This is a genomic window from Gelidibacter maritimus (assembly GCF_014062315.1).
In the GTDB taxonomy this organism is placed as follows: Bacteria; Bacteroidota; Bacteroidia; order Flavobacteriales; family Flavobacteriaceae; genus Gelidibacter; species Gelidibacter maritimus.
In genome coordinates this window covers 105,531-130,952 of the sequence record NZ_JACGLT010000007.1, presented here as the reverse complement: position 1 = coordinate 130,952, position 25,422 = coordinate 105,531, and the positions used below count along the sequence as shown (strand labels likewise).

Below are 25,422 nucleotides of genomic sequence, written 5' to 3'. Positions count from 1 at the left end.
ACAAGTGCATGAGCAAAATCAATAGATCAAACCCAACAAAACAAATTTAATCAAATCGGCTTAAAAGACGCAACTTATCCTGATGAGCTTGTGCCATGGCCTATAATAAGATAAAATAATATCTATTTTGGAATATTTTTGACTATTTACGTCTATTATAATTTTAGATATCCTACTCATATGCTTTTAACTTCATCAGCATTTTACCTGATGGAACTATAGGCGACTTTAAAAAATTAAATGGTTATTATTGTTGAAACGTCAGGAATTTCTAATATTTGAAACTATAAATCAACACTTCTAATCTGGCTTTTGAAATGATAGTCTTTGTTGACAGAAAACTTCTGTAGTATGAAAACAAAATATGTCTGGATCCTCCTGACCATAGCAGCCCTAATTACCATTTATGGCGTTCTCTCTGGAAAGTTTTTCTTTCTGTTTTTAATGTTGCCTTTTGGATTTGGACTTTTCCGAAGAAATGACAAGGATGAAGACAAGTGATGGGTGGGTTGGCATTGCGATAGATTGAAACTTCATAAGAATGAGATTTCAATCTATCTTACTTATAAGAATCAATTCTTTTTAACATATTTAGTGATAATGACAATCTGTTGGCCGTCAACACGACCTTCAATAAACTCGGCATTTTCATGATCCAATCGGATGTTTCTAACGGCTGTGCCTTGTTTGGCAACCATACTTGAGCCTTTAACCTTTAAATCCTTGATCAGCACCACCGAATCACCGGCTTCCAAGACCACGCCATTTACATCGCGGTGAATGATTTTGGCAGCCTCGTCCTCATGCTCGCCCGTGGCTCTTGCCAATGCCATAGCATCATCATCCAAATACATCATGTCCAACAAATCTTTTGGCCAGCCTTCGTTTCTTAAACGTTGAAGCATTCGCCAAGCCATGATTTGTACAGCCACATGCTCACTCCACATACTATCATTCAGGCAACGCCAATGGTTGGCATCCATCTCAACAGTACCTTCAATTTGGTCCAAACAGGTTTTACAGACCAACACATCATTGGCTACATTTTCATTCAGCGATGGTGGAATGGTGTATTGTGATAGATTTTCTTTAGAACCACATAGTTCACAAGTATTGTTGCTTCGATCTTGAAGCATTTGTAAAACAGACATAAGAGTAACGATTGAAGATTAATAGAACTTGAAATTCCAATTAAAGGTTTTGATTTTCCAAAGATAGAACTTTTTGAACTTGAAACTTGCAATTTTGACTTTTGAATCCTGAGCTTTAATTTAAGGAATCCCGCATCGTTTTGGGCAGTGCTTTGACCACCATAGCGTAGGAATGGTCAATGAGCTCCGTGAGGAATTTAGATGAAATATCGCCCATGGTTAAATCGACAGAATTCCAATGTTTTTTACTCATGTGGTAGCCAGGAGTGATGGCCTCATATTCAGCACGCAACTCTTCGGCATAATCAGGATCGCATTTTAGATTGATAAATTTTTGTCCAGCGTCCCATTTTTTTAAACCTATGAGGGCAAATATTTTACCCGCCACCTTAAAAACGAGCGTATCCGCATCAAATGGAAACTCTTCAGTGACCTCCTTTTTTGAAATACAATAGTGGCGAAGTTGTTCAATATTCATAAAAAACACGTTCATATTTAAATTGAACGTGTTTAAAATTAATGATTTTACAAATTGTTTTAAAAATTTCTCTCTATAACTTTAACTCCTACATAAATTTATAATCCGATTTCTTGATTGATCTTTTAACTTCCTCCAGACCAATACATTCCATGGTTGCATTTTCTTTTTTATTTTTTAAATTTTTCATATCCATATGGATCATGAGAACCTTATCATCTGGGTTAAAATAATCTTTGAGCGCATCAGGAACTTTGGTTTTAGTGTTTTTATAGATATCATCAAAGCTCACTTCAGCTTCTGTAGTAAAATACATAATCATTTCATACTCTTCATTTATAGCTTTTACACCTTTACAATCGTAGCCATTAATGGTTTTGTTTGGTAAGGTTTCAAAAGTGAATTGTTCTGTTTCTTGGTTAACTTCTTCCATATCCAAATCTGGCATTTTATGGGCCATACCAATATTGTTCCCTTCAGAATCCATAAACACGGCCATAATATTATGCTCATTGTCCATAACGGTAAACATATTATCCATCATGGCAGAAGTAAATCCGAAGTAAGGTGCGTCAGGTTTGAGGTAATAATCAAAAATGACTTCGCCTTCAGCAGTGGACATTTTTAGCGAGTATTTCCATGTAAAGTCGTAATTATTAGCAATAAGCGACGGATCTGCCTTTTCTCCACCAGCCCCAAATGGATTGATCTCAAACATTTTATCCATAGATTGAGACGCTTTTTCAGCCGCTTTATTGGCTGTTTTTTCAATAACCGCATTTTCAACCTTTTGTTCTACCCGTTTTTTAAGCCGTTTTAGGAATTGTGCCTTAGAAGTTGGAATAAAACATAGCGAAAAGAGACATACCAATAGCATTCTATAGTTAAGAGTTTTCATGTGATTTAGAGTTTTCATTTGACTTAATTTTAAATTATAAAATATGATGTTAGTATTCCATAATGATTAATACCTTAGTCTTTGCAAATCTTATTTTTACTAAGGTTCTTTACTTTAATCTTATGATAGTTTCCATAGCAACAAAAAAGCTTTTAGCATACACTTATGCCTAAAACAGGTCACAGTTTTGTATTATATAAAAGACACTTTTATCTTGCTATTAATCTAAGGGTGTTAATCCAGTAGTACTGAAAAATGGTTAAAAGCGCATCGTAAAAATCAGGTTTAGGAGCGCTTTAAATTCGTGGAGAATATGTTCAAATAAATGCAATGCTATTATTGCTCAGAAAATAAAAATATGAAAAAAAATAGACAACAGCAATTGTATGTTGTTAAATTATAGCGACTTGTCATTTTCATTCTATTATAGCAGAAGTAATTAAGAATGAAAATCTTAATAATTGCATCCTGAAGACTTCAATTCGACTTATATTTATTTCAGAATATTTATCGCTTAGGATATAAATCATACATAAACATGCTGTGGCGATATAAACTCACCAACCTTGTCTAAAAATATTTTCCTATCCATTTGCAATTGGGTATCCCCTCTACAGAAGTCACCGAAATTACATCAGGAAAAGAAGCCATCATCTCTGGGTCTGTTTCATGAATATTCTCAATTTTATATTCGATAAAATTAAAGCCTGTTTTCAAATTCAGGTTAAAACTGTAAGTAATTTCCATATCCGGATCATCACTCATGCTGGAGCGGGTTTGGACACACTCACCTTCATAATGAAAAATTGAAGTCACATAAATCAATTCAAAGTATGAACCTAAAACAGGTTCCTCATAGCCAGGATCAGTTATCCAAGGCATTAATGCTTCATCAGAAATGGCTGTTATAACACCTGCATAAGGATGATCAGTAGTAGCTAGCGATAACATTCCGGCTTCAAAAGATGGACGGTTATCTTTATCTGAAATCATGTCTTTTCCATCATCGCAAACGTCGAAAAGGGTATAAGCCAAGTCGTTCATAAAGTTTTCTTGAGTTTCTTTTGAAATCTTTGGAAGCTCAGTAGGAAACTCAAAATTGATGTGTCCTGATTTTGATACCGTCCCAATTTTAACAGGATTGTCCATGCCAAAAGGAAATACGACCACATTTACATCTGAGTTAGCCAACGCATAATCCTCTAATTTTGGCTGGCTTTGAGCAAAGCCTATGGTGGCAAATAAAAAACTGATAATTAAAAATGATGTTTTCATAAGATTAGCTTTTAGTTTTTTAATGTTTTTTTTAGCTTTTTTGATTTTAATACACATCGACAATTTTATATTTGCCGTTTTCGCACTATAGCTTTCGTTTCTAATGCACACTTCAATTGTTTGGTACAGCTCTGAAAAAATAAGTTGCATCCTGAGGTATTGCAGCTACTACGGTATGCTCGTGTTTTTTAAACCTTGACCTATCCTCTTCCGGGGCATCTGGAAAATAATGAGTTCCAATTACTTCTGTTTTCACTATATTCCAACCGGTTTTAAAGCTTAAGTCATAAATTACAGTGGTCTCAACCATTAAGGGTGTTCCCGTATTGCTTAAATCGCCTTTCCAATTTTCATGGGCCTTTATCGCGCAAGGTTTATTAACATAAACCCATGATAGTATATAACCTTCGTCACCAAAATATAAGTCTCCCGGAATTAATAGGTTTCGTGTTACTTTAACTGAGTTGCCAACGGTTAAGGTCCCGATTTTTTGATCATTTTGGAAGACCAATAAGTATGAATTGAGTTTAAAACCTGCATCTCCATTACTATATTTATAGGAATCTGGCTTGTGTATATCATAAAACGCATTGCTGTTCTTAAAGTTCTTCAAGGGTTGTAAAACAGGAACTTCGCTAGTTGGATTTAACTCAATAGTGCCATCGGATTTAATTAGGCCAACTTTTACATAATTGAGTTTATCATTTCTCGAATCGTAGGCATAACTAAACACAAGATCGGCTATACCCTTATTCCAATTTTCCAGTGTATTGTTGTCCTTGCTTGCTAGCGTGTTATGCCAATATTTATCTTTGATTTTGGTGTTTGTAGGAATCGGTTTTGCTTTTTGGGCCGTTTTATTATTTTTTTCCATCTCCCCAGCCTGTTTCATGATGGCTTTAATTTCTGGCGTATTCATAATACTATCACGCATTCGCTCTGCTTTCTCCATCATTTTTTCCTGCTCAGGTGTTTGAGAATAAGATAAACACCCTATAATCAGAATCAGAACTAATAAAATTTGTTTTAGTGTTTTCATGATTTTCTATTTATAGTCTTTCAGACGCTTGGTCATACTCCATGTATACAAAAGTTAAACTTCGTTTTTTTGAGATTGATATTTCAGCATTCACGAGCTTCATGGAGGCTAAAAACTCCGTTTTAGAATAGTTAACTGTAAGGATTGGTGCTTCCTCCCATAAAATTGATAAGATGATCCAAACCACGCATTTTATCTAGCTTGGAACCACCAAAGCCATAGCAAATAGTTTTAGCAACATTAAAAGCTAATTCTTTAAGGGCTTGGGCAATTTTAGCATCCATACCTGTGGTATCCATAATTATAATGGACTCACAAACTATGGCGTACAATTTGGCTAGGGTCACGCCGTAGACCGCAACGATACTAAGCGCCATTCCACCAATGGAACTTAAAGCTCCCATTTTTTTGAGAACAGAGATATAGATACGCATCACAATCATTAATCTATTGAGCGCGGCAATCGTCTCTTCACTTCCACCACCGCCAGTACCATTTCTCAAAATTCCGTACAATTCACCTTGAGGATTAATGGTCCAAAATGCCGTTTGGGTTCCAGACCCATCAAATATCTTGATATTGGCATCTCCCCGATAAATACGTTCATACCAATACAGGTAATCCGTGCTGTTACGGTCCAAATTTTCATACCAATTATTTGAAAGCGCCTTTGTACGCTCAACAAGGCTTATTCCATTTAAAAGTGTTAAGGTACTAGTGTCAAAAAGAGCCGCTTCCCGTACGGCCAATTGTGCTGTTTTTTCAATATTTATTCTAAAAGGATCGGCATTGCCATTAGTAAAACTCACATAATTGGACGTTGGTAAAAAATCAAAGGATTCTATAGTCTTTTCGTCTTCAATATGTAATTGTTGTTTATAAATACACACTCGCATCCCAGTGGCAAACGTGAAAGAATTATCAGTTACCTGTTCATCCAACGGCGCCAATAATGACATCGGTTTTGAGTGGTACTGATACCCACCCTTTTCAAATTCTATCTTAGCAGTTTCTAAGTCGTCATTCAAAAGTGCTTCGCCCCAACCTCGCGTAGAAAGTTTATATTTTAGTAAATCCACAATAGAGGTTGCCAAAGTTGGACCTTCACCCTCAAAATAGAAACTCAATCCGCCAAATATCAAACTTTTGACATCTAAAAAATGAGCATTTGTAGGTTCTTGATTTCTTTGTAAAATGGGATCCCAACCTGCTAATGTCCGTGTGACTAGTGTCTTGCCAACTTTAATGTTGAGATAAACACCAATAATACCTTGGTTGCTTTCTGCGGAATCTAATTCTAGTGTGAACTCCGCTTTTGCACTTAAACGTTTTTGATCCATTTGAAGCTCCACCTCATGATGTTCTTCGGGAATAGCATAAAATGAAAAAGTGTATGGCGGAATTTCCATACCGTTTACGTGAGACACAATTTTTTCTAAAGTGGCTGCCTGATCTTCCGCGTCAATTACTGAACCATTGGTTACTGCTGCCATTTGATTAAACGTATCTATAGTATGGGTTTCGGTCGAATTATACACATTAAGAACAATAACCGGTGGTCCATTTTGGTAGGTTATAAAATTCTTTTCTTCATAGACATCGCCATTATGACCGTCAGTCGCAAAAACAACCAGATCGTAACTGGTTCTTGACGCTTTCAACAACCATGTAAACAAATGTGAAGTGGTCACCCATTTATCAACTCGGGCAGCGGGGAAGTTTTCCAGGATCTTCTCCTCCATGGACGCTACAAAAAGATCCATATTTTCTTGATAATACGCCTTTGGCATACTAAAAGAACCATCGTATAAAATAAGAATCGAAGGGGTTTTCTGATTAGATTCCATTAAAACTTGAACCGTTTGCTTATTGTCTGCAAATGCAAAGTCACTGGCTTGCAAACCTTCCACAACTTGTCCTTCAGCATTTAACGGTTTCACTTCCAGTTTCACCAAAGTTTTATTCACGGGAAGTGCCTTAATTGACACTTCACTTACGGTTTTAAGTAATTGAGTACTAGAGGCATTAATAATGATAGGTGATTTACTGCCATTTTGAGTATCTGGAAATTTTATTTTTTCACCTTCCAAGGTAAATGGATCTGCCACAAACGAACGCTCTTCCATAAATTCCAATGGACTGTCAAAATTCTGATAGGCCAATGTTGGCGTAAATATGCGCAAGCTGCCAATGGGCATATAGGCAGATTGTTCTAAATCCAATCCATTAAGATTTGTAAAATGAATCTGACTTCCAATTAAATCCCTTGCTTTCCATGAGCCAGAAATCATTTCCAATTCTTTATCTGGATGTATGGCCTCTCTATAAGTGATTTTGATTTCGACCGTTTCCTCATTCAATTTTACTGCATCGGCTTCCGTCAATGCTCCATCATTTTTTAATTTTCCGAAGGGAATTTTAGGATCAAACAGATGCGCATAAGCAGTAGCACCATCCTTTTCAAATTGTACTGTGGGTGTCCTATAGTTGTCCCAGCGTAAATCAAAATCGGTTCGTCTAATATTATCGGTATCAGGAATGAGGTTCCAAAGCTTGTCAGCGAGAGCCGTTGCCTGAGAAGTGTCAATATTCTGCCCTGGCATTTCAAATTCTGAAGTGTCCACGTTCAGCTCCTTTTCCCATTGCTGCCACTGTTTTTTTGAAACGTCAAGATTGAAGTCTCTTTGAATTGGTCGCAGAAAAAAAGTCAAGGCTTCTTCGGGGGTAATATTGGTGCGCTCATACATCACTTTAGAAGTAAATCCTGCTTCCGAGTACATTTGGTTTAGCAATTCGGCCTTTTCACGTGGCGTTGCCATTCCATAACGCAAAGCCCCTTTTATCCCCCATTTAGATTGCCACCCTATTTGACCAATGGCTTTATTTGAAGCAGGCATCAGATAAATTTCGTCTTTCACAAAATTACACATTGCCTCAGCATCCTTAGATGCTACCAAAGCTTTCATCCGACCTTCCAAATAATCCGGACAGGTTTGTAAGGCCATGAGCATTTCTTCCCAAACTTTGTAAGGGATTTTCCCTGAACCTTTATAAGATTGATCATCATCTGAACACGATATAAAAGTTAATGGTAGGTGTGCTGCCATATAACACAATGCCAATTGCTGCATAAATTCACGTCGGCTCGTACCGCTTCCTACTTTAGAATTCTCCATGATTAAGTTTCATCTGTAGATATTAAAATTGTTCAGTAATAATTAGTTTTGCCAAATCGATGGTCTTTTCTTTATCCAAGTTTTCATCATTGGAGATATCGACCTTCAGTGTAAAGGAAACGCCGTTATAATACACCTCTAAATGTTGTTTTTTCGGGTTCCAATAGGCACGTTGGCCAACGCCATTGACTTCTACTAATTCCGGATGCGCCTCAAGATCTATGAAGTCTAAAAAAGATTCCAAATCTGCTTCGCCATCCACCCATTTTAACTGAACGAGATCAGATCGCGGGTAGCTCATTCTTTTACGATTTGAAGCCGATTTTTCTTTCACTACTTCTCTTCCATTTTCCCAATAATAACGAAGTGTTTCGCCCATCATCCCTTTCATGGTATTCATCTTCTTGGCCTTTGAAGCGTCGAATCCGGTAATTCTGGATGCCATTTCCAAGGTGAGCAAATCGTTGTAATCTCCGCTGAACACGAAGTCTGGATTGGGTTCGTCATGCGTTGATACGGGATCAGTAGTTTGCCCATTCCCTTTACAGGAAAAAAGGAGTGCAATAAAAATGAATATGTACCTATATTTTCTCATGACTGATTTCTTTAGTTCTTAATGAATTTGATAATCTGTTCCCCTTTGTTTTCAGAGTTGATATTTAGAAAATAAAGGCCTTTTGATAAGGCTGAAACATCCAATGAAGTAGATGATATGTTCTTATTTTGTCTTAAAACAATTTGACCTAATTGATTGATAACGTTCAATTGATAATTACCGCCAATTGGTTTGTTAATAATTAGAATGTTTGAGACTGGATTTGGGTAAATTGAATAAACACTTTGTTCTCTATCATCAAGAGACAAGACCCCACAGTTTGTCAAAACTGGCGCTCTTACTGATGCGGTGTTTGTTCCATTTCCTACCTGTCCATTATTGTTGAATCCCCAAGCCCATATATTTCCGTCTGTTTTCAGGGCTTTGGACTGAAGGTTACCAGCCGATACAGATTCCCAATCCTGATCCGTCCCAATTTGAACAGGAACATTTCTATTAATAATCGTATTGTCTCCCACTGAACCTGCTCCATTCAAACCCCATGCCCACAAAGTGCCATCCGTTTTTGTTGCTAGGGTATGGTGAAGACCTGCATCTACCGTTTTCCAATCAGTATCTGTTCCTATTTGAGTTGGGGTTAATCGCTGTAAATTTGTCCCATCGCCTAATTGCCCAAAATTATTAACGCCCCAAGCCCATAATGTTCCATCGGTCTTGATTGCGATAACGTGTTGATACCCCGTAGCTATGGCTTCCCAATCCGTATCGGTTCCTATTTTAGTTGGCACTCGCTTTGTTGTGGTTGTTCCATCACCCAATTGCCCTCCTGAATTATCTCCCCAAGCCCACAAAGTACCATCAGTTTTTATGGCTATCGTTATAATCCACCCAGCAAAAGCCTTTTTCCATTTGGTAGCATCGTTTTGGCTCACAACCTGAATAGGCAGATGAGAATTTTCTGAACCTCCATTTCCTAGTTCACCTTTTACATTAGATCCCCAAGCCCATAATGATCCATCAGTTTTCATACCCACACTGTGGCGGTGACCTGACGACACCCAGTCCCAATCAGTGTCTGTGCCGATTCTCGTTGGAAACTCTATGTTTGTGTTAGTTCCATCACCCAATTGCCCAAACCAATTATAGCCCCATCCCCATAGCGAGCCATCGGTTTTTATGGCTAAATAACTATATTCTTCTGTCGATATAAGTTTATAATCTGTATCTGTTCCTATTTGTTTTGGGATATTTGAATGAACACTGCCATCTCCTAATCCATAAGAGTTTATACCCCATGCCCATAAACTACCTTCCGGAGTCAATGCCATGGTATGTCTGTTTCCAACCGATACTGAATGCCAACATTGAGAGAAAATGTTTTCAGAAACCAACAAAAGGATACTAAAAATCAAAACTATTATGTGTACTTGCTTTTTCATAATTCTTATTTTAAGTGGATTAACTGTATTAAAAACTCCATAACCTTTATATACCAAAATGGAACAAAAACTGAATAATTAAATTTATGTTTCAATAGCGCAAAAGTTTTAAATCCATCCCGTTCCTTTCTAACAAACTCTCTCCCTTCTGGAGCTTTCGTTTTTGATTCGTAAATGCTTTTAAAACTCCTCAAAGCAGCCGAACCTTTTCTACGGCCATCTGTGACTATGTAAGTCATGGAATTGCCGTAATCTTTCCCTTTGATATAAGTTCCTGATGCAGCCCCAGTGGTTTTGTCCTCACCCACTTGTATAAGATTATAAACGCTGATTTGTTTTGGAACAAAACGCTCAAAATCGGCTTTAGTGAGTGTTTTCACAGGTTTCGAATTTTCAGAAACAACCACCTCCTTTTTCTGGGGAGTTTTCTCCTTTTCCAGTTCAGAACTCAAACCCGACACTTCCTTTGCTGAGTTTTGGCATGAGGTTAATAGCGCAAATACCATAACTATTTTTAAATATGCTTCCACATCCACCGCTGCTAGTTTTTAATGATTTTAATCGTTTGGGAATTCCTCTTTTCATCAAGCACATTCAAAACATATAGGCCTCTTGACAATGAGGACATATCCAATTCTGCGGAAGCACTATTGCTTTTCTGGCTCAACACCACTTGTCCTAAAGTATTAACCAATTTTAAATGATAGTTATTTGAAGATGGCGATTGAATAAACAACTTATTGGTAACCGGATTGGGATAAAACTTGACAATTTGATTTTCAAATTTTGAAATAGATAAAGTATAACTCACATTCACTCCAAATTCTGACGTATTTCCATTCGCATCGGTTGCCGTGGCAACTATATTCTCATAATCGCTGGGATCATAACCACTTGGAAGATCTATGGTAATGGTTTTAGCTCCTGGAGCGGTATAAGAATCTGAACCTATAAAAAACTTGCCTTGACCATTTAGCGCTCCAAAAAATTCAATTAATAAGGGGTATGTAGAGTTGGTCATAGCACTTGTAACTTCAAAAGTGATTTCTATACTATTCCCTCCTAAATAAGTAATATCACTAATTTCTGGGGTGTTTTGAAGGTTGTTGACGCCTGCATCAGCATCACCAACATCGTTTGTTGTGGCACCGCCTAAATCAATGCCTATAATTGCGTTATTATAAATACTGTTTTGTGAGATTCTTATTTGGGTCGCTATACCTGAACTAGGGTTTAGATATACACCTCTTGGACTGTTTGCTATAATATTATTAGCAATTGTACCCCCCACGATATCCCCCGAAATTTCTATTCCACTCGAACCATTTCCAATATTGGTAGTGCCATCTGCTCCAACACCAATCTTGTTGTTATCAATACTATTATTATTACAAGCCAATATCAAATTAATACCTTTAGCAGTGTTACCTGCAATAATATTACCCTTAATTTCATCATCACCACCAATGATATTATTGCTACTATTAAGCAGAACAACACCCCCTCCAGGGTTTGCAACTCCTGTAATACCATCTGGTAGAGTACCAACCATATTACTAAAAAAATGTGCATCACTTGCACCCTGAAAAAGTACATTTCTGCCACTGGTTGAACTTATACCATTACCGGAAATGACATTTTCTGAAATTTGAGTATCTGCTAAGGCCCCAAACAATACTAAACCTTCACTATTATTTTTAATAATTCCATCGCCATTTGGATTTAAGCCTATATAATTATTTTGAATATTATGTGAACTTCCAGAAGCAATTATTCCTCTTATACTATTTCCTGAAATAATGTTTCTATCCAATGAATTTGCACCTCCGATACTATTATTTGTAGAATTCTGATACAACCATATTCCAGTGGCATTAGGTAATGGAGCATTGCCCGAAGAATTTAGACCAATATAATTACCTATAATCTGGTTATTATCACCATAGCGTGCCCCAATACCTTCATATGTATTTCCCGAAATAATATTTCGAGCATTAGGTGTTGTTCCACCAATGGTGTTATTATTGCTTCCAACATTAATATAAATACCTATTGAATTAGGCATCGCTACATTTCCTGTAGCATCCATACCTATATAATTTCCAATTATAGTGTTTGAAACAACAGGACTTGTTTCACCTCCTTGAAAATAAATACCACCAAAAAACGGTTCTCCTGAACTTTTGAATCCATTTCCTGAAATGATATTTCCTTCTCCAGCCCCTTCACCTCCAATAGTTATATTATTTGCACCAAAGAGAAGTAATATGCCACCTCTAGTATTAGGTAAAGCTGCTGTCCCTGTAATATCTGTACCAATATAGTTACCGATAATAGTGATGTTTGTGGAATTAACACCACTGATGGACATTCCTGTCCCATCTTCAACCTCAGCTTCGTCATCTCCAAATCTATCATTCACACCAGCCGATATAATATTTCGAGCTGCTGGTGTATTGCCTCCTACGATATTATTGGGCGCATCTAAAAATTGAAGATTAAAACGGTTCCCTCTAGCTAATAGGCCAGTAGCATCCGTACCTAACAAATTTCCTTGAACAACATTATCAGAACATCCTATACCTTGAAATGTCACACCTCCAGAATAATTACCAGAAACAACATTGCCTTCAAAAGCGCCTGTACCACCTACTTTATTATTTCCGCTATCTAAAAAGAATACGCCCCATTCATTTCGATTTAATGTAGTGCCATCTGGTTTCAGCCCAAGATAATTACCTTGAACAGTCGTGTTTTGTGTTCTCACATAAATTCCATAACCTCCCGTATAATATGGAGCTACAGCCGACCTTTGAAAACCACCAATGGATAAGCCATAAATTTCAGAATTATTAGATACCCCTAAAAGTCTCAATCCAGAGTTATCTATTGGCAAAGTGGAACCATCGATCTCAATTACAGGCGAATTTTTTATTGTATATCCTGTTTGCGTACGACCATCAATAATTATGGGATTAGTAACGGCTGGTAACTCACTCCCCGTAATTACAATCGTAAATGGAGCCGTTCCAGATATATTAAACGCGATAATATCTTTAGTACTTGTTTTATTTGCATTTTGAATAGCGGCGCGTAGTGTACAATTGCCATTGGCATCGGCACAAATAGCATCATTAATATTGACGTCTGGCAAATCAGCTGTGCTGTTTACAGTATATGTGGTTTGCGAATATCCAAACAAAGTCAGATTTGCAAACAAAACGAAGAGTAGTAAATTTCTCATAATTTCATTTTTTTAGGTTAGTAATATCTTTTTAGCTTACATGAATTTATAATCTGATTTGTTGATCGTTTTATGAATTTCTTCAAGTCCTATACATTCCATCGTCGCACTCTCTTTTTCCTTTTTGAGGTTTTTCATGTCCATGTGGATCATTAAAACTTTGTCTTCAGGATTGAAATAATCTTTGAGCGCATCAGGAATCTTAGTTTTACTGTTTTTATAAATGTCATCAAAGCTTATCTCGGCATCCGTAATAAAATACATGGTCATTTCATAACCGTCATTCACCGCTTTGACGCCTTTACAATCAAACCCGTTTATGGTCTTGTCAGGTAATGTTTCAAAAGTGAAATTTTCGGAGGCTTCATCAGCATCCTCTATATCAATCTCTGGTATTTGATTGACCATGCCTATATTGTTCCCCTTAGAATCCATAAAAATTGCCATCACGTTTTGGTCATTATCCATGACCGTGCACATATTGTTCATCATGGCAGACGTAAATCCGAAATAGGCTACATCAGGTTTGAGATAATAATCAAAAACGATCTCCCCTTCCTTTGTGGCCATTTTTAACGTATATTTCCAAGTAAAATCATAAGTATCGGCAACCAAAGCAGGATCTGCTTTTTCGTTACTTCCGCCAAAAGGATTGATCTCAAACATTTTGTCCATGGACTGCGTTGCTTTTTCGGCAGCCTTGTTAGCGGTTTTTTCGATAACTGCATTCTCTACTTTTTGTTCTACTCGTTTTTTGAGCTTTTTCAGGAACTGTGCATTTACATTTGGTGTAAAAACGAAACACATCAGCAACAAAATAGACCAATGCAGTCGTTTTGGTTTAATTTTCAGTGTTTTCATGAGTTATAGGGTATTAAAAATGAGTTGTGAAGCATTCACTTCCTTAACTTCAAACTTTGATTTATCGAGTGAGAACATGTCTCCAGGAAGAAACATATCCCCAGGAAGAAACATATCACCTGGTAATTTCTTTTTATCGGTGTACATGGTAAAGATGGCTCCTTTATAAGGAGTGATTTGATTGTTTTCTATCTTATACTTCCCTTTAACACTCCCCAAAAAGAACTTTTTCTTAGGATATTTTTTAACCAGCATTTCAGCCCTATCTTTTTCGAAAAGCTCTAACCCTTCAATTTTGTTGGACTTTTCATTCACTACAAATACTACCTTGGTAGATTTCAACTGTCGTTTTTGGGAATAGGTGTTTTGTACTGCAAAACCCAATACAATTAGGCATACTATAATTTTAGATTTCATTTTGATTTGATTTAGAATGATTTATCTTTAGTGGTGGGAAAAAACCTAATGTTAACATTTTCTTAGAAAAATTTTCACAATTTATATGGAACACCATTACGTGGATGCCTTAAAGAATAATGACGACACGCTCATAAAAGAACTTTATGGGCGACATAGAGCTGAATTTTTTGGTTTTTCAAGAAAATATCGTATTTCAGAAATTGACAGTGCCGACATTTATCAGGAGGCCTTTTTGGCCATGAGAAAACATGCCATCTCAGGAAAATTAAACGAGGTCAGCTGTAGTTTTAAAACCTATCTCTTTGGAATTGGAAAGTATTTAATTTTTGACATACATAAAGCAGAAGCCTCCAAAAGCTCTTACAATGCAAACCTTCACAACACGGACTCAGATTACGAAAGCATCACCGTTGATATCACACAAGAACTGACTGAAGAACAAAAATTATTAAGGCATTTTTTCAATCAATTAGGAAAAAGTTGCCAGCAGATGTTAACATTAAGCTTTTACAGAGGACTAACCAATGAAGAAATAGCAAAACAATACGGTTATGAAAGTGAAGCGGTAGTTCGAAGTCAAAAATCGCGTTGCCTGAAAACACTGAAGAACCTGATCAAAACATCCCCAAGATGACAATTAATGAAACATTGATAGAAAAATATTTTTCTAAGCGCCTAACCGAAGTAGAGCTTTTAGAATTCAATAAACGCTATCATACTAATGAGAATTTTAAACAAGAAGTCGATTTTCTGAAAAATGTACAAGCGGTCTCAAAGGCCGATGATGATGTTCAATTTAAGAATCAGTTAGCTTCTTACGAAACTCAAATATCGCCAAAAAAAGCATTCGCTAAGACCAAATGGCTAAAACCCTTGATTGCAGTGGCGGCCATTTTAATTTTTGCTCTTGGATTTTTATTTGTATTGAACACCCCGAGCAACAAAGACGCATTATTTAGCACTTATTTTGAACCGTCTAAAAACGTTAGCGCGCCCATTATACGTTCTGATGCAAATGACCAATTGGCCAACAATGCTTTTATTGCTTACGTTGAAACCGATTATCAGGCTGCTCTTTCGTTATTTGAACAGGCTTTTGAAAGCACAAAAAATTCAGAATTGTTATTTTATAAAGGGAATTCGCTTTTGGCTTTAGATAAAACCAAAGAAGCGATTGAAGTTTTCAAGACCCACCTCACCTATTCTGATGCCTTGACCAAACGGACCCATTGGTATTTGGCATTGGCGTATTTAAAATCTGGTCAAGTTGAAAAAGCAAAGCAAGAACTCAGGATTTTTATTGATTCTGGAGAGACTTTCAAATTAGCTGAAGCTAAATCACTTCTTAAAAAACTTGACTAGTTTTTTACTAAAAAAACCTAAAACAACAATGGGTAAAATAGCAAAATAAACCCAATAACTTCGTGCTTCAACTAGTGCATCGGTGTTTCCAGAAAGCACAAACCCCGACCAATAATAGGGATGTTTCAACAAATGGTCTTCAGTATAGTTTAGATAATCCAATTTGGCGTTTTTCAGGGCTTCATCTTTGGTCTCGCCCAATTTTAAATGCTCATAAAAATAAGTCATGATTTTTGCGGTGGCTTCATCATCCACCTTCCAAAGACTAACCACGGTGCTCGGCACACCTGCATAACTGAAGGCACGCGATAGACTAATCACACCCTCACCATTTTCATAAAAGCCACTGCCGGTATCACAAGCACTTAAGACCGCCATATCAGCATCTAAACTCTCGTGATAAAGCTCCGATATAAATAGTTGGTTATCATTTTCGCCATAAAAGGTTAATGATGAAAACTCGGGATGCAATTCATCAATATTGGAGTGCATCGCTAAATGCAGAACATTTGAGTCTTCAACATGTTCAAGAAATTCATTTTTTGATGCATTGATAAAACTCTTTCCTTCAAAAATATCAAGAATTGCGTTGACCTCATCTGACGCTCTTGGTAATTTGTTTTGAATATTGGATGCAGAGAAAGCACCTACCTTAAGGGTTTCATAATTGGAATGCATCTTTCTTTGTTCTTGATACAATAACAACGACGAAGCATAACCTACTGAAGGCATTTTTTTATCCAGCAAAAGCGCTTCAAAAGGAAAATAATTTAAAGCACCATCTGCTACTATAATTATTCTGTTATAAGGTTCAAGATCAATACTGTCAAATAACAACCTGCGCATGGCATTAAAAGACGACTCATAATCTTGTTTTCGTAGCTTTAATTTATCCAAGCATATTTTTAATGTACTCATTGTTTTCAGCTTGTCTATAGGCGGTAATAATGCAATACTATTTTTGGAAATTGAAAAAGTATATAATTTCTTATTTGTAACTATATATTTTAAAATAAGCTTTCTCTCTTTCAGTGACTTCTGAAGTGTTGCTATGTCAAAACTTTTAATATGGAGCTGATAATAGGTTTTATTCTCTTCCTTAATAGAATCTTGAATTTTGACCAAATCCGATTTCAACTCATAAATTTTATCTTTCCAGAGTGAAATTTTTTCCTCAGGACCGTCTTTTGCAAGTGCCAAAGCGTCTTGATAAAAATTAAGTTCTGACTTTATATTTTCCTCTTGATTGATAAAACGCTTAGGAACGTCAACTTCTTGACGCCGAGTGTTGAAAACAAATTTTGACCAAGTTAATTTGGAGGCATTGTTTTCAATGGTATTTAGGATTTCCGACACTACTGCTGAATTGTTGTCTTGAAGTGAGCCAACTTCTAACAAACGTTCGTTAATATCATTGTAAACTGTAAATAAGCGTTCATTGTACCGTTGCCCTAAATACAACTGATTGTAAATTTTAGCGGCCAACAGATAACGATGGGTTGCTTTTCTTAAATTTTCATGGGTACCATCTTGCTGAAAAAGTTGCGCGTAAAAATCGCCCATCATCAGAAACCCCTCAATAGTTTCGAAGGAAATTAATGGTAATAGATCAGAAACCGATAACTTGTCAATACTTCTATCAGATGTATTCAATAAGGCAAATGACTGATCAAAAAGCAGTCTCGCTTTGTTTTGGTCATACAAGCCTTGGGCCGTGCGTGCGCTAAGAATGGTCCATTTAAATTTATTGGCAATATCTTCATCAACTTTCAACTTTTGTAGGGCGTCCAACACTTTCTCCGCCTCAAGATAGCGTTCTGCACTGACCAATAGTTCTGCTTTGTACAGTTGGAAAACAAATGATTTTGTATAATAAGTGGTCATATATTTTTCTTGAAGACCAATGGCTTTTTCCACCAAATCCAAAGCATCTTGATTGCTCTTTTTCTCTACTATGGAACCGTAAAATTTCAATGTGGAGGTCAGAAATTTGACCTCAAAACCGAGCAGTGTCTTATTGGGGTCAATGGTATTTAGAATAGTGTTTGCATAAAGAGCGGTCTTTAACGTATCATTTTTTCGCGCATAATGATGCATCAAATCCGACCAGTTAGAAAGTTGATCCCTATAGATTTCCTCCTCGTTTCTAAGAAATCCCGACTTTTTAACAACCTCTTCTTCCCGTAGTTTTTTCTTCTTCAGAATATATTCCTCTGCCCTGTCAAAATCGCCATAATAGGAATACCAATAAAATAAGTTACCATAGCAACTGTACAAGTGTTTTTTGTTGTCATCGCCTCCCAAATCCTCCCAAATAGTTTTCGCCTTTAGTAAGGATACTAGCTCCTTCTTGCGTAACCCCAGGTGCCGATATTCCACTGCAATATTATTATAAGCTTGTGCTACATCTGTATGGTTTTCGCCAACGATTTTTTTATATAAATTGAGTGACGCCTGGTAATTTTCAACCGCTTTAGAATAATCGCCCAGTTGGCTGTGGATATACCCGATATCATATATCAAATCGACAAATATCTTATCAGTTTTGGACAAGGTATCTTCTAGAAACTCATAACCCAATTGCGCTTGCTCTAAAGCATGTTGCCAGTTGCCCAAATAAGCGGTTTGGTGATAAACTCTGTTTTGCACTTGATACTGAAACATTCGGTCCGGACGTTGCACACTCGCATATAAATCTCGAGCCTTTATAGATGCCTGCAATGCACTGTCAAGATATTGCTCCCTGGCTTTCTTAGTAATCCCCTTATCCGAATTATGATAATTATAACTTTGAAATTCATAATAGGCAGAATTGGTATGGAAATATTTAGCGTTGAGATATGTTTGATAATCTTGTGGTGCGCGATATTGAAATTCTATAGCTTGTTTTCTGATGGATATTGCCTGATCATAATCGCCCTGGTTGTGAATGGAGTCCGCTAAAATGGTTAAGCTATCCTTTTGATAAATGGTTTGAGAATATCCAAAAGACAGCCAAAATAGAGGTAGAAAAAAGAGAGCAAGATGTCTCATTGTAAGTCTGGTTACGCTTCTTAAATGTAAACAATTTAAGCGACGAAGCACAGATTTATCTTAGCATTTTCAATTTTAATCCCGACGCTTTCTTTCAAAGATTCTAAATGCGTATCACTCTATAAGCTTATATAGTACCGGTTTGCTCGGTGATGCATCGTTTACAAATGGAGCTATCTGCAGATTTAATAGATAACTGCCGTCCTCTATTTTATTTTTAACATAGATGAGCTCAGTGATGGTACAATCCATCCTACGCTCGCCATTAAAATTCCAAAAAGCTTTATGTGAGAGCAATTTCCCTCCATCATGCTCTCGATCAACGCTTGGTAAATCTATTAACAAATGCTTGACCCCATGCTCTCTGATGAAAACCACGGCTTCTTCGGTTAAATAGGTCCAATTGGTTTCGGAATAATGTCGGCTCTTTTTATTTTTTGTATTGGGCAGCGTCCGAATCACCAATGCTTCAGGTGTTTTACCCTTTAACAATACCTCTATTTGATGTTTGGAAATGACGGTATCCTTCATATAATTTTCTGGAGCAACAGATATCAATTCCGCAGTAAAGAAAAACTGCTCTAAATTTTCATTGATGGAATGGAATTCTTCCGTAATATGCCCTATGCATTCCGTATGGGTGCCGTGGGCGTGGGGATTAAAATAAATATTATTGAAATTGACTGAACCACCAGCTTTCACGCTTCCCTTCCAATTGCGGCTTTTTACAGGTTCTATTTTTGGCTCTTCAATAGACCACACATTTACATTCTTACCGCTCGCTTGTAAAGGGATGGATATATCAAGAGGTTGAGATAAATCTACTTTGTAAATATTTGACTGGTAATGTATGGTTGTTTTCATCATTTCACTTGTATTTTAACTGTTTTTATCTCTTAGCCCTGTCAAGGTTTAAAATCACTTTAAAATTAAAGATTTATTATCTTCAAAATCTTGATTCGTGGAATAAAATATTTTAAAATTCGGCAAATCGCCAAACCGCTCAATGACCTCATTTTTCAATATATAAGTTAGTTTAGATGATAGAATTGTATGGTAAGAAGACCATTCAAAATCTGCAATTGTATCCACTAATTGGTCATGAACAGGATTATTATGGATATATAAAATCAATTTTATAAAATAATCCTGAGAAGATACTATTTTTCTTTTGAAAAGTTTTGCAATCACGCTTTCGGTTCGGTCATACCTTTTATTTACAGCTTGTGTGTAAGCATTGAACAGATGTAAAAGTTGCTTTGACGGATGAACTTTGTCCATATTTTATATAGTGTTCGTAGAGTAATTTAATTGTTCTATCTTGATTTCGATAAATTCATTAAACCTTATTAAACAATGAAAATGGTTTTTTGGTAAGCACCAACAATAAGTATCTACTACAGGATAAATATACTTTAGGTAAAGTGAGAAAAACATCTGTAATTCTGTTCGTCATAGAAAGTAGCATCACCCCTGTTTTGCCGATTATAAAAATGGTACTCATGACCGAATTCTATTTTATCTAATGACGCCATATTATTTAAAACTCTCTCAAAACTCTCTCCGGGTTTTAAACTCTTTGGGAGTTATAACAGCGTGATCTTTAATTCAACATAAATAAATCAGAGGCAATACCATCACTCAAAAATTTACCTTTTTTAGTGACCAGCAATTTGCCATCCTCAAGATACATTAAATGTTCAATAATATGTTTTTGGGATTGTTCTAAAAGATAGGTTTTGTATTTTTCTCCGAATTCTTCTTCTATCTTTTCTAAAGAAATACCCCAAATGGTTCGTAATCCAGTCATTACATATTCGTTGTAATGATCCGTAATAGATAAAGTTTCAGTTTCAATGGGAACGACGTTTTTTTCCAAAGAATTAATGTATTTGGAGTTATTGGGCACATTCCAACCCCGATGCTTTCCGTCAAAAGAATGTGCTGAAGGCCCAATGCCCAAATAGGGTTTGCCTTGCCAATAAGCCGAGTTGTTTCTGCTGAAATATTCTGGTTTCCCAAAATTGGAAAGTTCGTAATGTATAAAGCCCGCTTTTTCAAGCTTCTCAATCATGATGTGAAATTGCTCTTGTGCCAAATCATCATCCACATTTTTAACCAGGCCTTTTTTTATAAAGGTCTCCAAAGCAGTCTTAGGCTCTACGGTCAAGGCATAGCTTGAAATATGGGGGATATTGAAGGCCAAGGCGGTATCAATGTTTTGAATCCAGCGTTCGTTGCTCATTCCCGGAATGCCGTAAATTAAGTCGATTGAAATATTATCAAAGTGCTTGGTAGCCTCTTCCAAACATTTAATTGCCTCTTCTGAATTGTGCGCGCGGTTCATCAGTTTTAAGTCTTGCTCAAAAAACGATTGGATGCCTATGGAAAGTCGGTTGATGCCGATAGTTTTATAATCTTTGAAAATTGTTGGAGGACGTACTTCGGCTGGGTTCAATGAGACCGAATTACTAATAAGATCATCGGGATTGGCTTCTATCGTAATTTCTGGATTTTCAGAAATATCATAGTTTTTGTATACTTCATCAATCAAAAATCTTAACTCATCAATCGATAATAAACTTGGAGTGCCACCACCAAAATAAATAGTTTCAACCACCTGGTTTTTGAATTCATCTTTTCGCAATTCCATTTCTTTGGCTAAAGCAGCTACCAATTCATCTTTCTTTTTTAAGGAAGTCGAAAAATGAAAATTGCAGTAGTGACAAGCTTGTTTACAAAATGGGATGTGGATATAGATGCCAGACATGATAACGATTTACGATTTACGAAAATAAAAAAGCTAATTCACAAAGGTGCACAAAGACCCACGAAGTTTCACAAGGACTTAATAAGTTAAATAAAAACCACCACTTGAAACTGAGACTGAGACTGAGACGGCAATGCTGATTGCCAACTGCCGACTGCCGACTAAACAAAGCTATTTCACAAAGTTGCACAAAGACCCACGAAGGTTCACAAAGGACTTATTAAGTTAAATAAATACCATTACTTGAAAACTGAGACTGAGACGGCCAATGCTAATGGCCAACTGCTGACTGCTAACTGCCAACTCAAGACTAACAACCGCTTACTAACTCCGCTTCTTCTTTCTCAAGTCAATAATCGGATTGTTTTTTGGACCTCCTTTTGTAGCGGATGAACTGCTACTATTCTGCTTCACGAAAGCGGCCCAACCCGTATAGCTTTTACCAATTTCAATTTTACCCGAATTGTAAAAATGGCAAACTGCTGCTGCCAATCCATCCGTCGCGTCGAGGTTTTTTGGCAATGTTTTTAATCCTAATAAACTTTGAAGCATTTTTGCAACTTGCTCCTTACTTGCGTTTCCGCTACCTGTGATTGCCATTTTTATTTTTTTAGGCGAGTATTCGGTAATTGGTACCTCTCTACTTAATCCCGCAGCCATGGCCACACCTTGAGCGCGCCCCAACTTTAACATACTTTGCACGTTCTTCCCGAAAAACGGTGCTTCAATGGCTATTTCATCAGGGTGATACGTATCAATTAGTTCAATAGTACGTTCAAAAATAAGTTTGAGTTTCAGGTAATGGTCGCTATACTTTTTAAGATCGAGTTCGTTCAGTTGCAAAAACAGCATTTTTTTATCAACTATTTTTATAAGTCCAAACCCCATTATGGTCGTCCCTGGATCAATTCCTAAAATAATTTTTTCTTTTGTCATTTAAAAGCAATAATTGCATCCGCTCAAAGATAAGGATACGCCGAACGCAACATACATTAAATCGCCATTAAACGAAAATCCATCAGTAGTCACATCATACTTATCTGTTCCCGAAAGCCCATACGCATAACCAGCATCAGCAAAAACGGAAACCGATTTTGATATTCTATAATGGACTTCTGCCCCTCCCAAAAAATTCAAATAAGTATAGGTGTTATTGGCAAAACTGCCTAACGGCTTGGTCATACTCACACCTGGACCCGCATGGGCCACAACACCAATTCGCGGTGGTAGGAAGGTCAACAGGTCTTTAAAATCATATACCGCTTGTAAGTTAATTCGTGTATAATTCATTTTATAAGGCAAAGACCCTGTCTCTGAAGAGGCCCTATTATAACCAACGTCAAGTTTTGCTCCTAAATTATCGGAAAGCATATGCTGTACCCCCAAGTTAACCGTAGGAAAATTAATGTACTTGGAATAATAGCCTGCATCTTCGCCTCTATCAATCGGGTTGTTAACCCCCAATGCAAGCTGCAGTTTCCATTTTTCAACGTCTTTTTGCGCCAGGGAGATCGTGCTGGTCAAAAGAGTTAAAAATAAAAGCCAAGTTAAGTTTTGTGTTTTTAAATATGGGGTCATAAGCTAATTATCATTTAATTTGTGACTATGTTAACGGCACTCTTATACAAAACTAAACATTTCTTGCATGTCCTTATTAAATTAAGTCTTGTTCTTGCCGCTTTTTACATGATTTACGTAAAATTATTTCGAAATAGCGATTTGAGTTTTCCCGAATTTCTACAAAATTTGATGAAATTCAGTTCCATTTCATCAATTTCCGTCATAATCTTACTGTTTTTGAGTATTTCCAACTGGTTTTTTGAAATCAAAAAATGGCAGACTTTGGTAAGTTCAATTACTGAAATTTCATTTATTGAAGCAAAAGCACAGAGTTTAGGTGCACTTACCGCCTCTCTATGGACTCCAAACCGTATTGGTGACTATGGCGCAAAAGCTTTATATTTTCAAGCATCACTACGAAAAAAAATAATGTTGTTGAATCTCGTGGGCAATAGTGCGCAAATGGGAGTAACCACAGGGTTTGGAACGGTTGGGTTGGGTTATTATGTGCTCCATTTTTACCCAGAATTCAACCATAAAGCCATCTTTATTTGGCTTGCGACATTTATCGCTATGGGGCTTTTAGTCATTTCAATATTGAGAACAAAGTGGTTTGGTGGTCAGAAGAAAACCATTAATAGGCTATTTGTTTTTATAAAGAAAATTTCTCACAAAATCATACTTAAAGTGGTTTTGAGTGCTTTGGTGCGTTACCTCATTTTCTCCCTTCAGTTTTATTATCTGCTGCATTTATTTGGAGTGGATATAAACTTCATGGTAGCCATGACTACCATTTCAAGCATGTACTTATTAGCGTCAATCATTCCATCTATTCTCATCTTTGATGTCGTCGTTAAGGGTGGCATTGCGGTTTACTTATTCGGATTGATTGGTGTCTCAGAGCCTGTTGTTCTCTCGGTAGTTACCCTTATCTGGATTCTGAATTTTGCACTTCCAAGCGTGATTGGGAGCTATTATATGCTCAGGCACAAACTTCCTAAAACCGTGTCATGATTTTTATTTGTTTTGGTATCAGTTTACTTTACGTTCTAGTCATGGCAAGTTTTATTTTGGGCTTTGATCGTGTCAAAACATTTCAATTGTCACATCTAAAACCAAAAACACATTTTAGCATTATTATTGCGTTCAGGAATGAGGAAAAAAGGCTCCCTCCACTTTTGGAATCCATAGTAAACCTGAACTATCCAAACGATCATTTCGAAATTATTTTTGTTGATGATGAATCTAACGACACTTCGGTTCAACTGGTCCGTTCAATGTTGGCAAATAACAGACACCTCAACGTCACACTCATTAAAAATATACGAAGCAGCAATTCACCAAAAAAGGATGCCATTAGTTTAGGCATTTCAGAAGCTCAATATGACTGGATTGTAACTACGGATGCCGATTGTGTACTGCCAAAATATTGGTTGGAGAGCTTTGATGAATTCATCCAAAAAAGGTTACCCGATTTTATTGCCGCGCCGATAACCTACGTCAATTGCCATGGTTTTTTACAGAATTTCCAACTCTTGGATGTTTTGAGTTTGCAAGGCGCAACTATTGGAGGCTTTGGTATAAGAAAGCCATTTCTATGCAATGGTGCGAACTTAGCTTATAAAAAGGAGCTTTTTAAAACGCTAAATGGTTTTCAAGGCAATAAAGAAATAGCTAGCGGTGATGATGTTTTTTTACTTGAAAAAGCCACAAAATTAAATGCAAACAAGGTGCATTATTTAAAATGCCAAGATGCTGTTGTTGCTACGTCTGCATTAACTTCATGGTCCGAATTGGTTGAACAACGCGTACGCTGGGCAGCCAAAACAAACACTTATAAAAACTGGTTCGGAAAACTGGTGGGATTGATTGTTTTAAGTCTAAATGCACTTTTGATTAGCTGTGTCTTATTAGTTATTATCGGCATTATGGCTCCTCTTCATTTGCTAATAATCTTCCTCGTTAAATTTAGTATTGATTTTCTGTTGATTTTTAAAACTGCCAATTTCTTCAATCAGAAAAACCATTTAAAACATTACTATATATCATCATTTCTCTATCCTTTTTTCAGTGTTATTATAATCTTCCTCACTGTATTTAAGGGATTTAAATGGAAAGATAGGTCTTATAAAAAATAGCGACCTACCATTTCTTTTTGTA

General features: G+C 36.6%; 23 protein-coding genes. 5 read left to right on the top strand and 18 right to left on the bottom strand.

Annotation, left to right across the window (positions count from 1 at the left end):
- Positions 1-351 precede the first annotated feature (351 nt).
- Positions 352-501 carry a hypothetical protein gene (locus tag H3Z82_RS10580; protein WP_182205473.1) on the top strand — a complete coding sequence of 50 codons (150 nt, stop codon included), beginning with the start codon at positions 352-354 and terminating at the stop codon, positions 499-501.
- A 71-nt stretch (positions 502-572) separates the two neighbouring features.
- Here the strand turns inward: H3Z82_RS10580 and H3Z82_RS10575 are convergent, their stop codons facing one another.
- The 12 genes from H3Z82_RS10575 to H3Z82_RS10520 all read right to left on the bottom strand — a co-directional run bounded on the left by H3Z82_RS10575 (position 573) and on the right by H3Z82_RS10520 (position 14,534).
- Complete coding sequence (locus H3Z82_RS10575; protein ID WP_182205472.1) at positions 573-1,151, bottom strand: PhnA domain-containing protein; 579 nt, start codon at positions 1,149-1,151, stop codon at positions 573-575.
- A 115-nt stretch (positions 1,152-1,266) separates the two neighbouring features.
- Complete coding sequence (locus tag H3Z82_RS10570; protein ID WP_182205560.1) at positions 1,267-1,629, bottom strand: MmcQ/YjbR family DNA-binding protein; 363 nt, start codon at positions 1,627-1,629, stop codon at positions 1,267-1,269.
- 88 nt (positions 1,630-1,717) lie between these two features.
- Entirely contained in the window at positions 1,718-2,545 is an 828-nt protein-coding gene (locus H3Z82_RS10565) for a DUF4412 domain-containing protein (RefSeq protein ID WP_235982431.1), read from the bottom strand.
- Between the two features lie 552 nt (positions 2,546-3,097).
- Entirely contained in the window at positions 3,098-3,802 is a 705-nt protein-coding gene (locus H3Z82_RS10560; protein WP_182205471.1) for a hypothetical protein, read from the bottom strand.
- Between the two features lie 112 nt (positions 3,803-3,914).
- Positions 3,915-4,841 carry a hypothetical protein gene (locus H3Z82_RS10555; RefSeq protein WP_182205470.1) on the bottom strand — a complete coding sequence of 309 codons (927 nt, stop codon included), beginning with the start codon at positions 4,839-4,841 and terminating at the stop codon, positions 3,915-3,917.
- Between the two features lie 131 nt (positions 4,842-4,972).
- Positions 4,973-8,017, bottom strand: coding sequence for a hypothetical protein (locus tag H3Z82_RS10550; protein ID WP_182205469.1), 3,045 nt, complete (start codon positions 8,015-8,017; stop codon positions 4,973-4,975).
- 22 nt (positions 8,018-8,039) lie between these two features.
- Entirely contained in the window at positions 8,040-8,612 is a 573-nt protein-coding gene (locus H3Z82_RS10545) for a hypothetical protein (RefSeq protein WP_182205468.1), read from the bottom strand.
- An 11-nt stretch (positions 8,613-8,623) separates the two neighbouring features.
- The gene (locus tag H3Z82_RS10540) at positions 8,624-10,012 is read right to left on the bottom strand and encodes a T9SS type A sorting domain-containing protein (RefSeq protein WP_182205467.1); all 1,389 of its coding nucleotides are present in this window, start codon (positions 10,010-10,012) and stop codon (positions 8,624-8,626) included.
- A 5-nt stretch (positions 10,013-10,017) separates the two neighbouring features.
- A complete protein-coding gene (locus H3Z82_RS10535; protein ID WP_182205466.1) occupies positions 10,018-10,542 on the bottom strand; it encodes a hypothetical protein in 525 nt (174 codons plus the stop codon).
- A gap of 11 nt (positions 10,543-10,553) precedes the next feature.
- On the bottom strand, positions 10,554-13,256 hold the full coding sequence (locus tag H3Z82_RS10530) for a T9SS type A sorting domain-containing protein (protein ID WP_182205465.1): 2,703 nt from the start codon (positions 13,254-13,256) through the stop codon (positions 10,554-10,556).
- 36 nt (positions 13,257-13,292) lie between these two features.
- Positions 13,293-14,117 carry a DUF4412 domain-containing protein gene (locus H3Z82_RS10525; RefSeq protein WP_182205464.1) on the bottom strand — a complete coding sequence of 275 codons (825 nt, stop codon included), beginning with the start codon at positions 14,115-14,117 and terminating at the stop codon, positions 13,293-13,295.
- A 3-nt stretch (positions 14,118-14,120) separates the two neighbouring features.
- Positions 14,121-14,534 (bottom strand): hypothetical protein, encoded by a 414-nt coding sequence (locus H3Z82_RS10520; protein WP_182205463.1) that lies wholly within the window; start codon positions 14,532-14,534, stop codon positions 14,121-14,123.
- Between the two features lie 85 nt (positions 14,535-14,619).
- Here H3Z82_RS10520 and H3Z82_RS10515 point away from each other — a divergent pair, with 85 nt between their 5' ends.
- Together H3Z82_RS10515 and H3Z82_RS10510 are read left to right on the top strand one after the other, a co-directional pair.
- Positions 14,620-15,171, top strand: a complete 552-nt coding sequence (locus H3Z82_RS10515) for an RNA polymerase sigma factor (RefSeq protein WP_182205462.1) — start codon at positions 14,620-14,622, stop codon at positions 15,169-15,171.
- On the top strand, positions 15,168-15,899 hold the full coding sequence (locus H3Z82_RS10510) for a tetratricopeptide repeat protein (protein WP_182205461.1): 732 nt from the start codon (positions 15,168-15,170) through the stop codon (positions 15,897-15,899). The genes H3Z82_RS10515 and H3Z82_RS10510 overlap by 4 nt, the downstream gene beginning before the upstream one ends.
- On the opposite strand, the gene H3Z82_RS10505 is transcribed toward H3Z82_RS10510, so the two are convergent.
- From H3Z82_RS10505 to H3Z82_RS10480, 6 genes are all read right to left on the bottom strand, one after another.
- Positions 15,876-18,932 (bottom strand): CHAT domain-containing protein, encoded by a 3,057-nt coding sequence (locus tag H3Z82_RS10505; RefSeq protein WP_182205460.1) that lies wholly within the window; start codon positions 18,930-18,932, stop codon positions 15,876-15,878. The two genes, H3Z82_RS10510 and H3Z82_RS10505, sit on opposite strands and share 24 nt — an antisense overlap.
- 114 nt (positions 18,933-19,046) lie before the next feature.
- Entirely contained in the window at positions 19,047-19,796 is a 750-nt protein-coding gene (locus tag H3Z82_RS10500; RefSeq protein WP_182205558.1) for a cyclase family protein, read from the bottom strand.
- 54 nt (positions 19,797-19,850) lie between these two features.
- On the bottom strand, positions 19,851-20,213 hold the full coding sequence (locus H3Z82_RS10495; protein ID WP_182205459.1) for a hypothetical protein: 363 nt from the start codon (positions 20,211-20,213) through the stop codon (positions 19,851-19,853).
- Positions 20,214-20,535: 322 nt separating this feature from the next.
- Positions 20,536-21,702, bottom strand: a complete 1,167-nt coding sequence (hemW, locus tag H3Z82_RS10490; protein ID WP_182205458.1) for a radical SAM family heme chaperone HemW — start codon at positions 21,700-21,702, stop codon at positions 20,536-20,538.
- Positions 21,703-22,026: 324 nt separating this feature from the next.
- The gene (gene ruvC, locus H3Z82_RS10485; RefSeq protein WP_235982430.1) at positions 22,027-22,638 is read right to left on the bottom strand and encodes a crossover junction endodeoxyribonuclease RuvC; all 612 of its coding nucleotides are present in this window, start codon (positions 22,636-22,638) and stop codon (positions 22,027-22,029) included.
- Positions 22,639-23,280, bottom strand: coding sequence for an outer membrane beta-barrel protein (locus H3Z82_RS10480; RefSeq protein WP_182205457.1), 642 nt, complete (start codon positions 23,278-23,280; stop codon positions 22,639-22,641).
- Positions 23,281-23,451: 171 nt separating this feature from the next.
- On the opposite strand from H3Z82_RS10480, the gene H3Z82_RS10475 reads away from it, so the two are divergent.
- Positions 23,452-24,276, top strand: coding sequence for a hypothetical protein (locus H3Z82_RS10475; protein ID WP_235982429.1), 825 nt, complete (start codon positions 23,452-23,454; stop codon positions 24,274-24,276).
- Complete coding sequence (locus H3Z82_RS10470; RefSeq protein WP_182205455.1) at positions 24,273-25,400, top strand: glycosyltransferase family 2 protein; 1,128 nt, start codon at positions 24,273-24,275, stop codon at positions 25,398-25,400. Before H3Z82_RS10475 ends, H3Z82_RS10470 begins: the two co-directional genes overlap by 4 nt.
- Positions 25,401-25,422: the final 22 nt, after the last annotated feature.

Bases quoted from the DNA above. Each gene is read 5' to 3' on its own strand.
- H3Z82_RS10580 (WP_182205473.1), top strand. From the start codon at position 352: ATGAAAACAAAATATGTCTGGATCCTCCTGACCATAGCAGCCCTAATT.
- H3Z82_RS10575 (WP_182205472.1), bottom strand. From the start codon at position 1,151: ATGTCTGTTTTACAAATGCTTCAAGATCGAAGCAACAATACTTGTGAA.
- H3Z82_RS10570 (WP_182205560.1), bottom strand. From the start codon at position 1,629: ATGAATATTGAACAACTTCGCCACTATTGTATTTCAAAAAAGGAGGTC.
- H3Z82_RS10565 (WP_235982431.1), bottom strand. From the start codon at position 2,545: ATGAAAACTCTAAATCACATGAAAACTCTTAACTATAGAATGCTATTG.
- H3Z82_RS10560 (WP_182205471.1), bottom strand. From the start codon at position 3,802: ATGAAAACATCATTTTTAATTATCAGTTTTTTATTTGCCACCATAGGC.
- H3Z82_RS10555 (WP_182205470.1), bottom strand. From the start codon at position 4,841: ATGAAAACACTAAAACAAATTTTATTAGTTCTGATTCTGATTATAGGG.
- H3Z82_RS10550 (WP_182205469.1), bottom strand. From the start codon at position 8,017: ATGGAGAATTCTAAAGTAGGAAGCGGTACGAGCCGACGTGAATTTATG.
- H3Z82_RS10545 (WP_182205468.1), bottom strand. From the start codon at position 8,612: ATGAGAAAATATAGGTACATATTCATTTTTATTGCACTCCTTTTTTCC.
- H3Z82_RS10540 (WP_182205467.1), bottom strand. From the start codon at position 10,012: ATGAAAAAGCAAGTACACATAATAGTTTTGATTTTTAGTATCCTTTTG.
- H3Z82_RS10530 (WP_182205465.1), bottom strand. From the start codon at position 13,256: ATGAGAAATTTACTACTCTTCGTTTTGTTTGCAAATCTGACTTTGTTT.
- H3Z82_RS10525 (WP_182205464.1), bottom strand. From the start codon at position 14,117: ATGAAAACACTGAAAATTAAACCAAAACGACTGCATTGGTCTATTTTG.
- H3Z82_RS10520 (WP_182205463.1), bottom strand. From the start codon at position 14,534: ATGAAATCTAAAATTATAGTATGCCTAATTGTATTGGGTTTTGCAGTA.
- H3Z82_RS10515 (WP_182205462.1), top strand. From the start codon at position 14,620: ATGGAACACCATTACGTGGATGCCTTAAAGAATAATGACGACACGCTC.
- H3Z82_RS10510 (WP_182205461.1), top strand. From the start codon at position 15,168: ATGACAATTAATGAAACATTGATAGAAAAATATTTTTCTAAGCGCCTA.
- H3Z82_RS10505 (WP_182205460.1), bottom strand. From the start codon at position 18,932: ATGAGACATCTTGCTCTCTTTTTTCTACCTCTATTTTGGCTGTCTTTT.
- H3Z82_RS10500 (WP_182205558.1), bottom strand. From the start codon at position 19,796: ATGAAAACAACCATACATTACCAGTCAAATATTTACAAAGTAGATTTA.
- H3Z82_RS10495 (WP_182205459.1), bottom strand. From the start codon at position 20,213: ATGGACAAAGTTCATCCGTCAAAGCAACTTTTACATCTGTTCAATGCT.
- hemW (WP_182205458.1), bottom strand. From the start codon at position 21,702: ATGTCTGGCATCTATATCCACATCCCATTTTGTAAACAAGCTTGTCAC.
- ruvC (WP_235982430.1), bottom strand. From the start codon at position 22,638: ATGACAAAAGAAAAAATTATTTTAGGAATTGATCCAGGGACGACCATA.
- H3Z82_RS10480 (WP_182205457.1), bottom strand. From the start codon at position 23,280: ATGACCCCATATTTAAAAACACAAAACTTAACTTGGCTTTTATTTTTA.
- H3Z82_RS10475 (WP_235982429.1), top strand. From the start codon at position 23,452: ATGAAATTCAGTTCCATTTCATCAATTTCCGTCATAATCTTACTGTTT.
- H3Z82_RS10470 (WP_182205455.1), top strand. From the start codon at position 24,273: ATGATTTTTATTTGTTTTGGTATCAGTTTACTTTACGTTCTAGTCATG.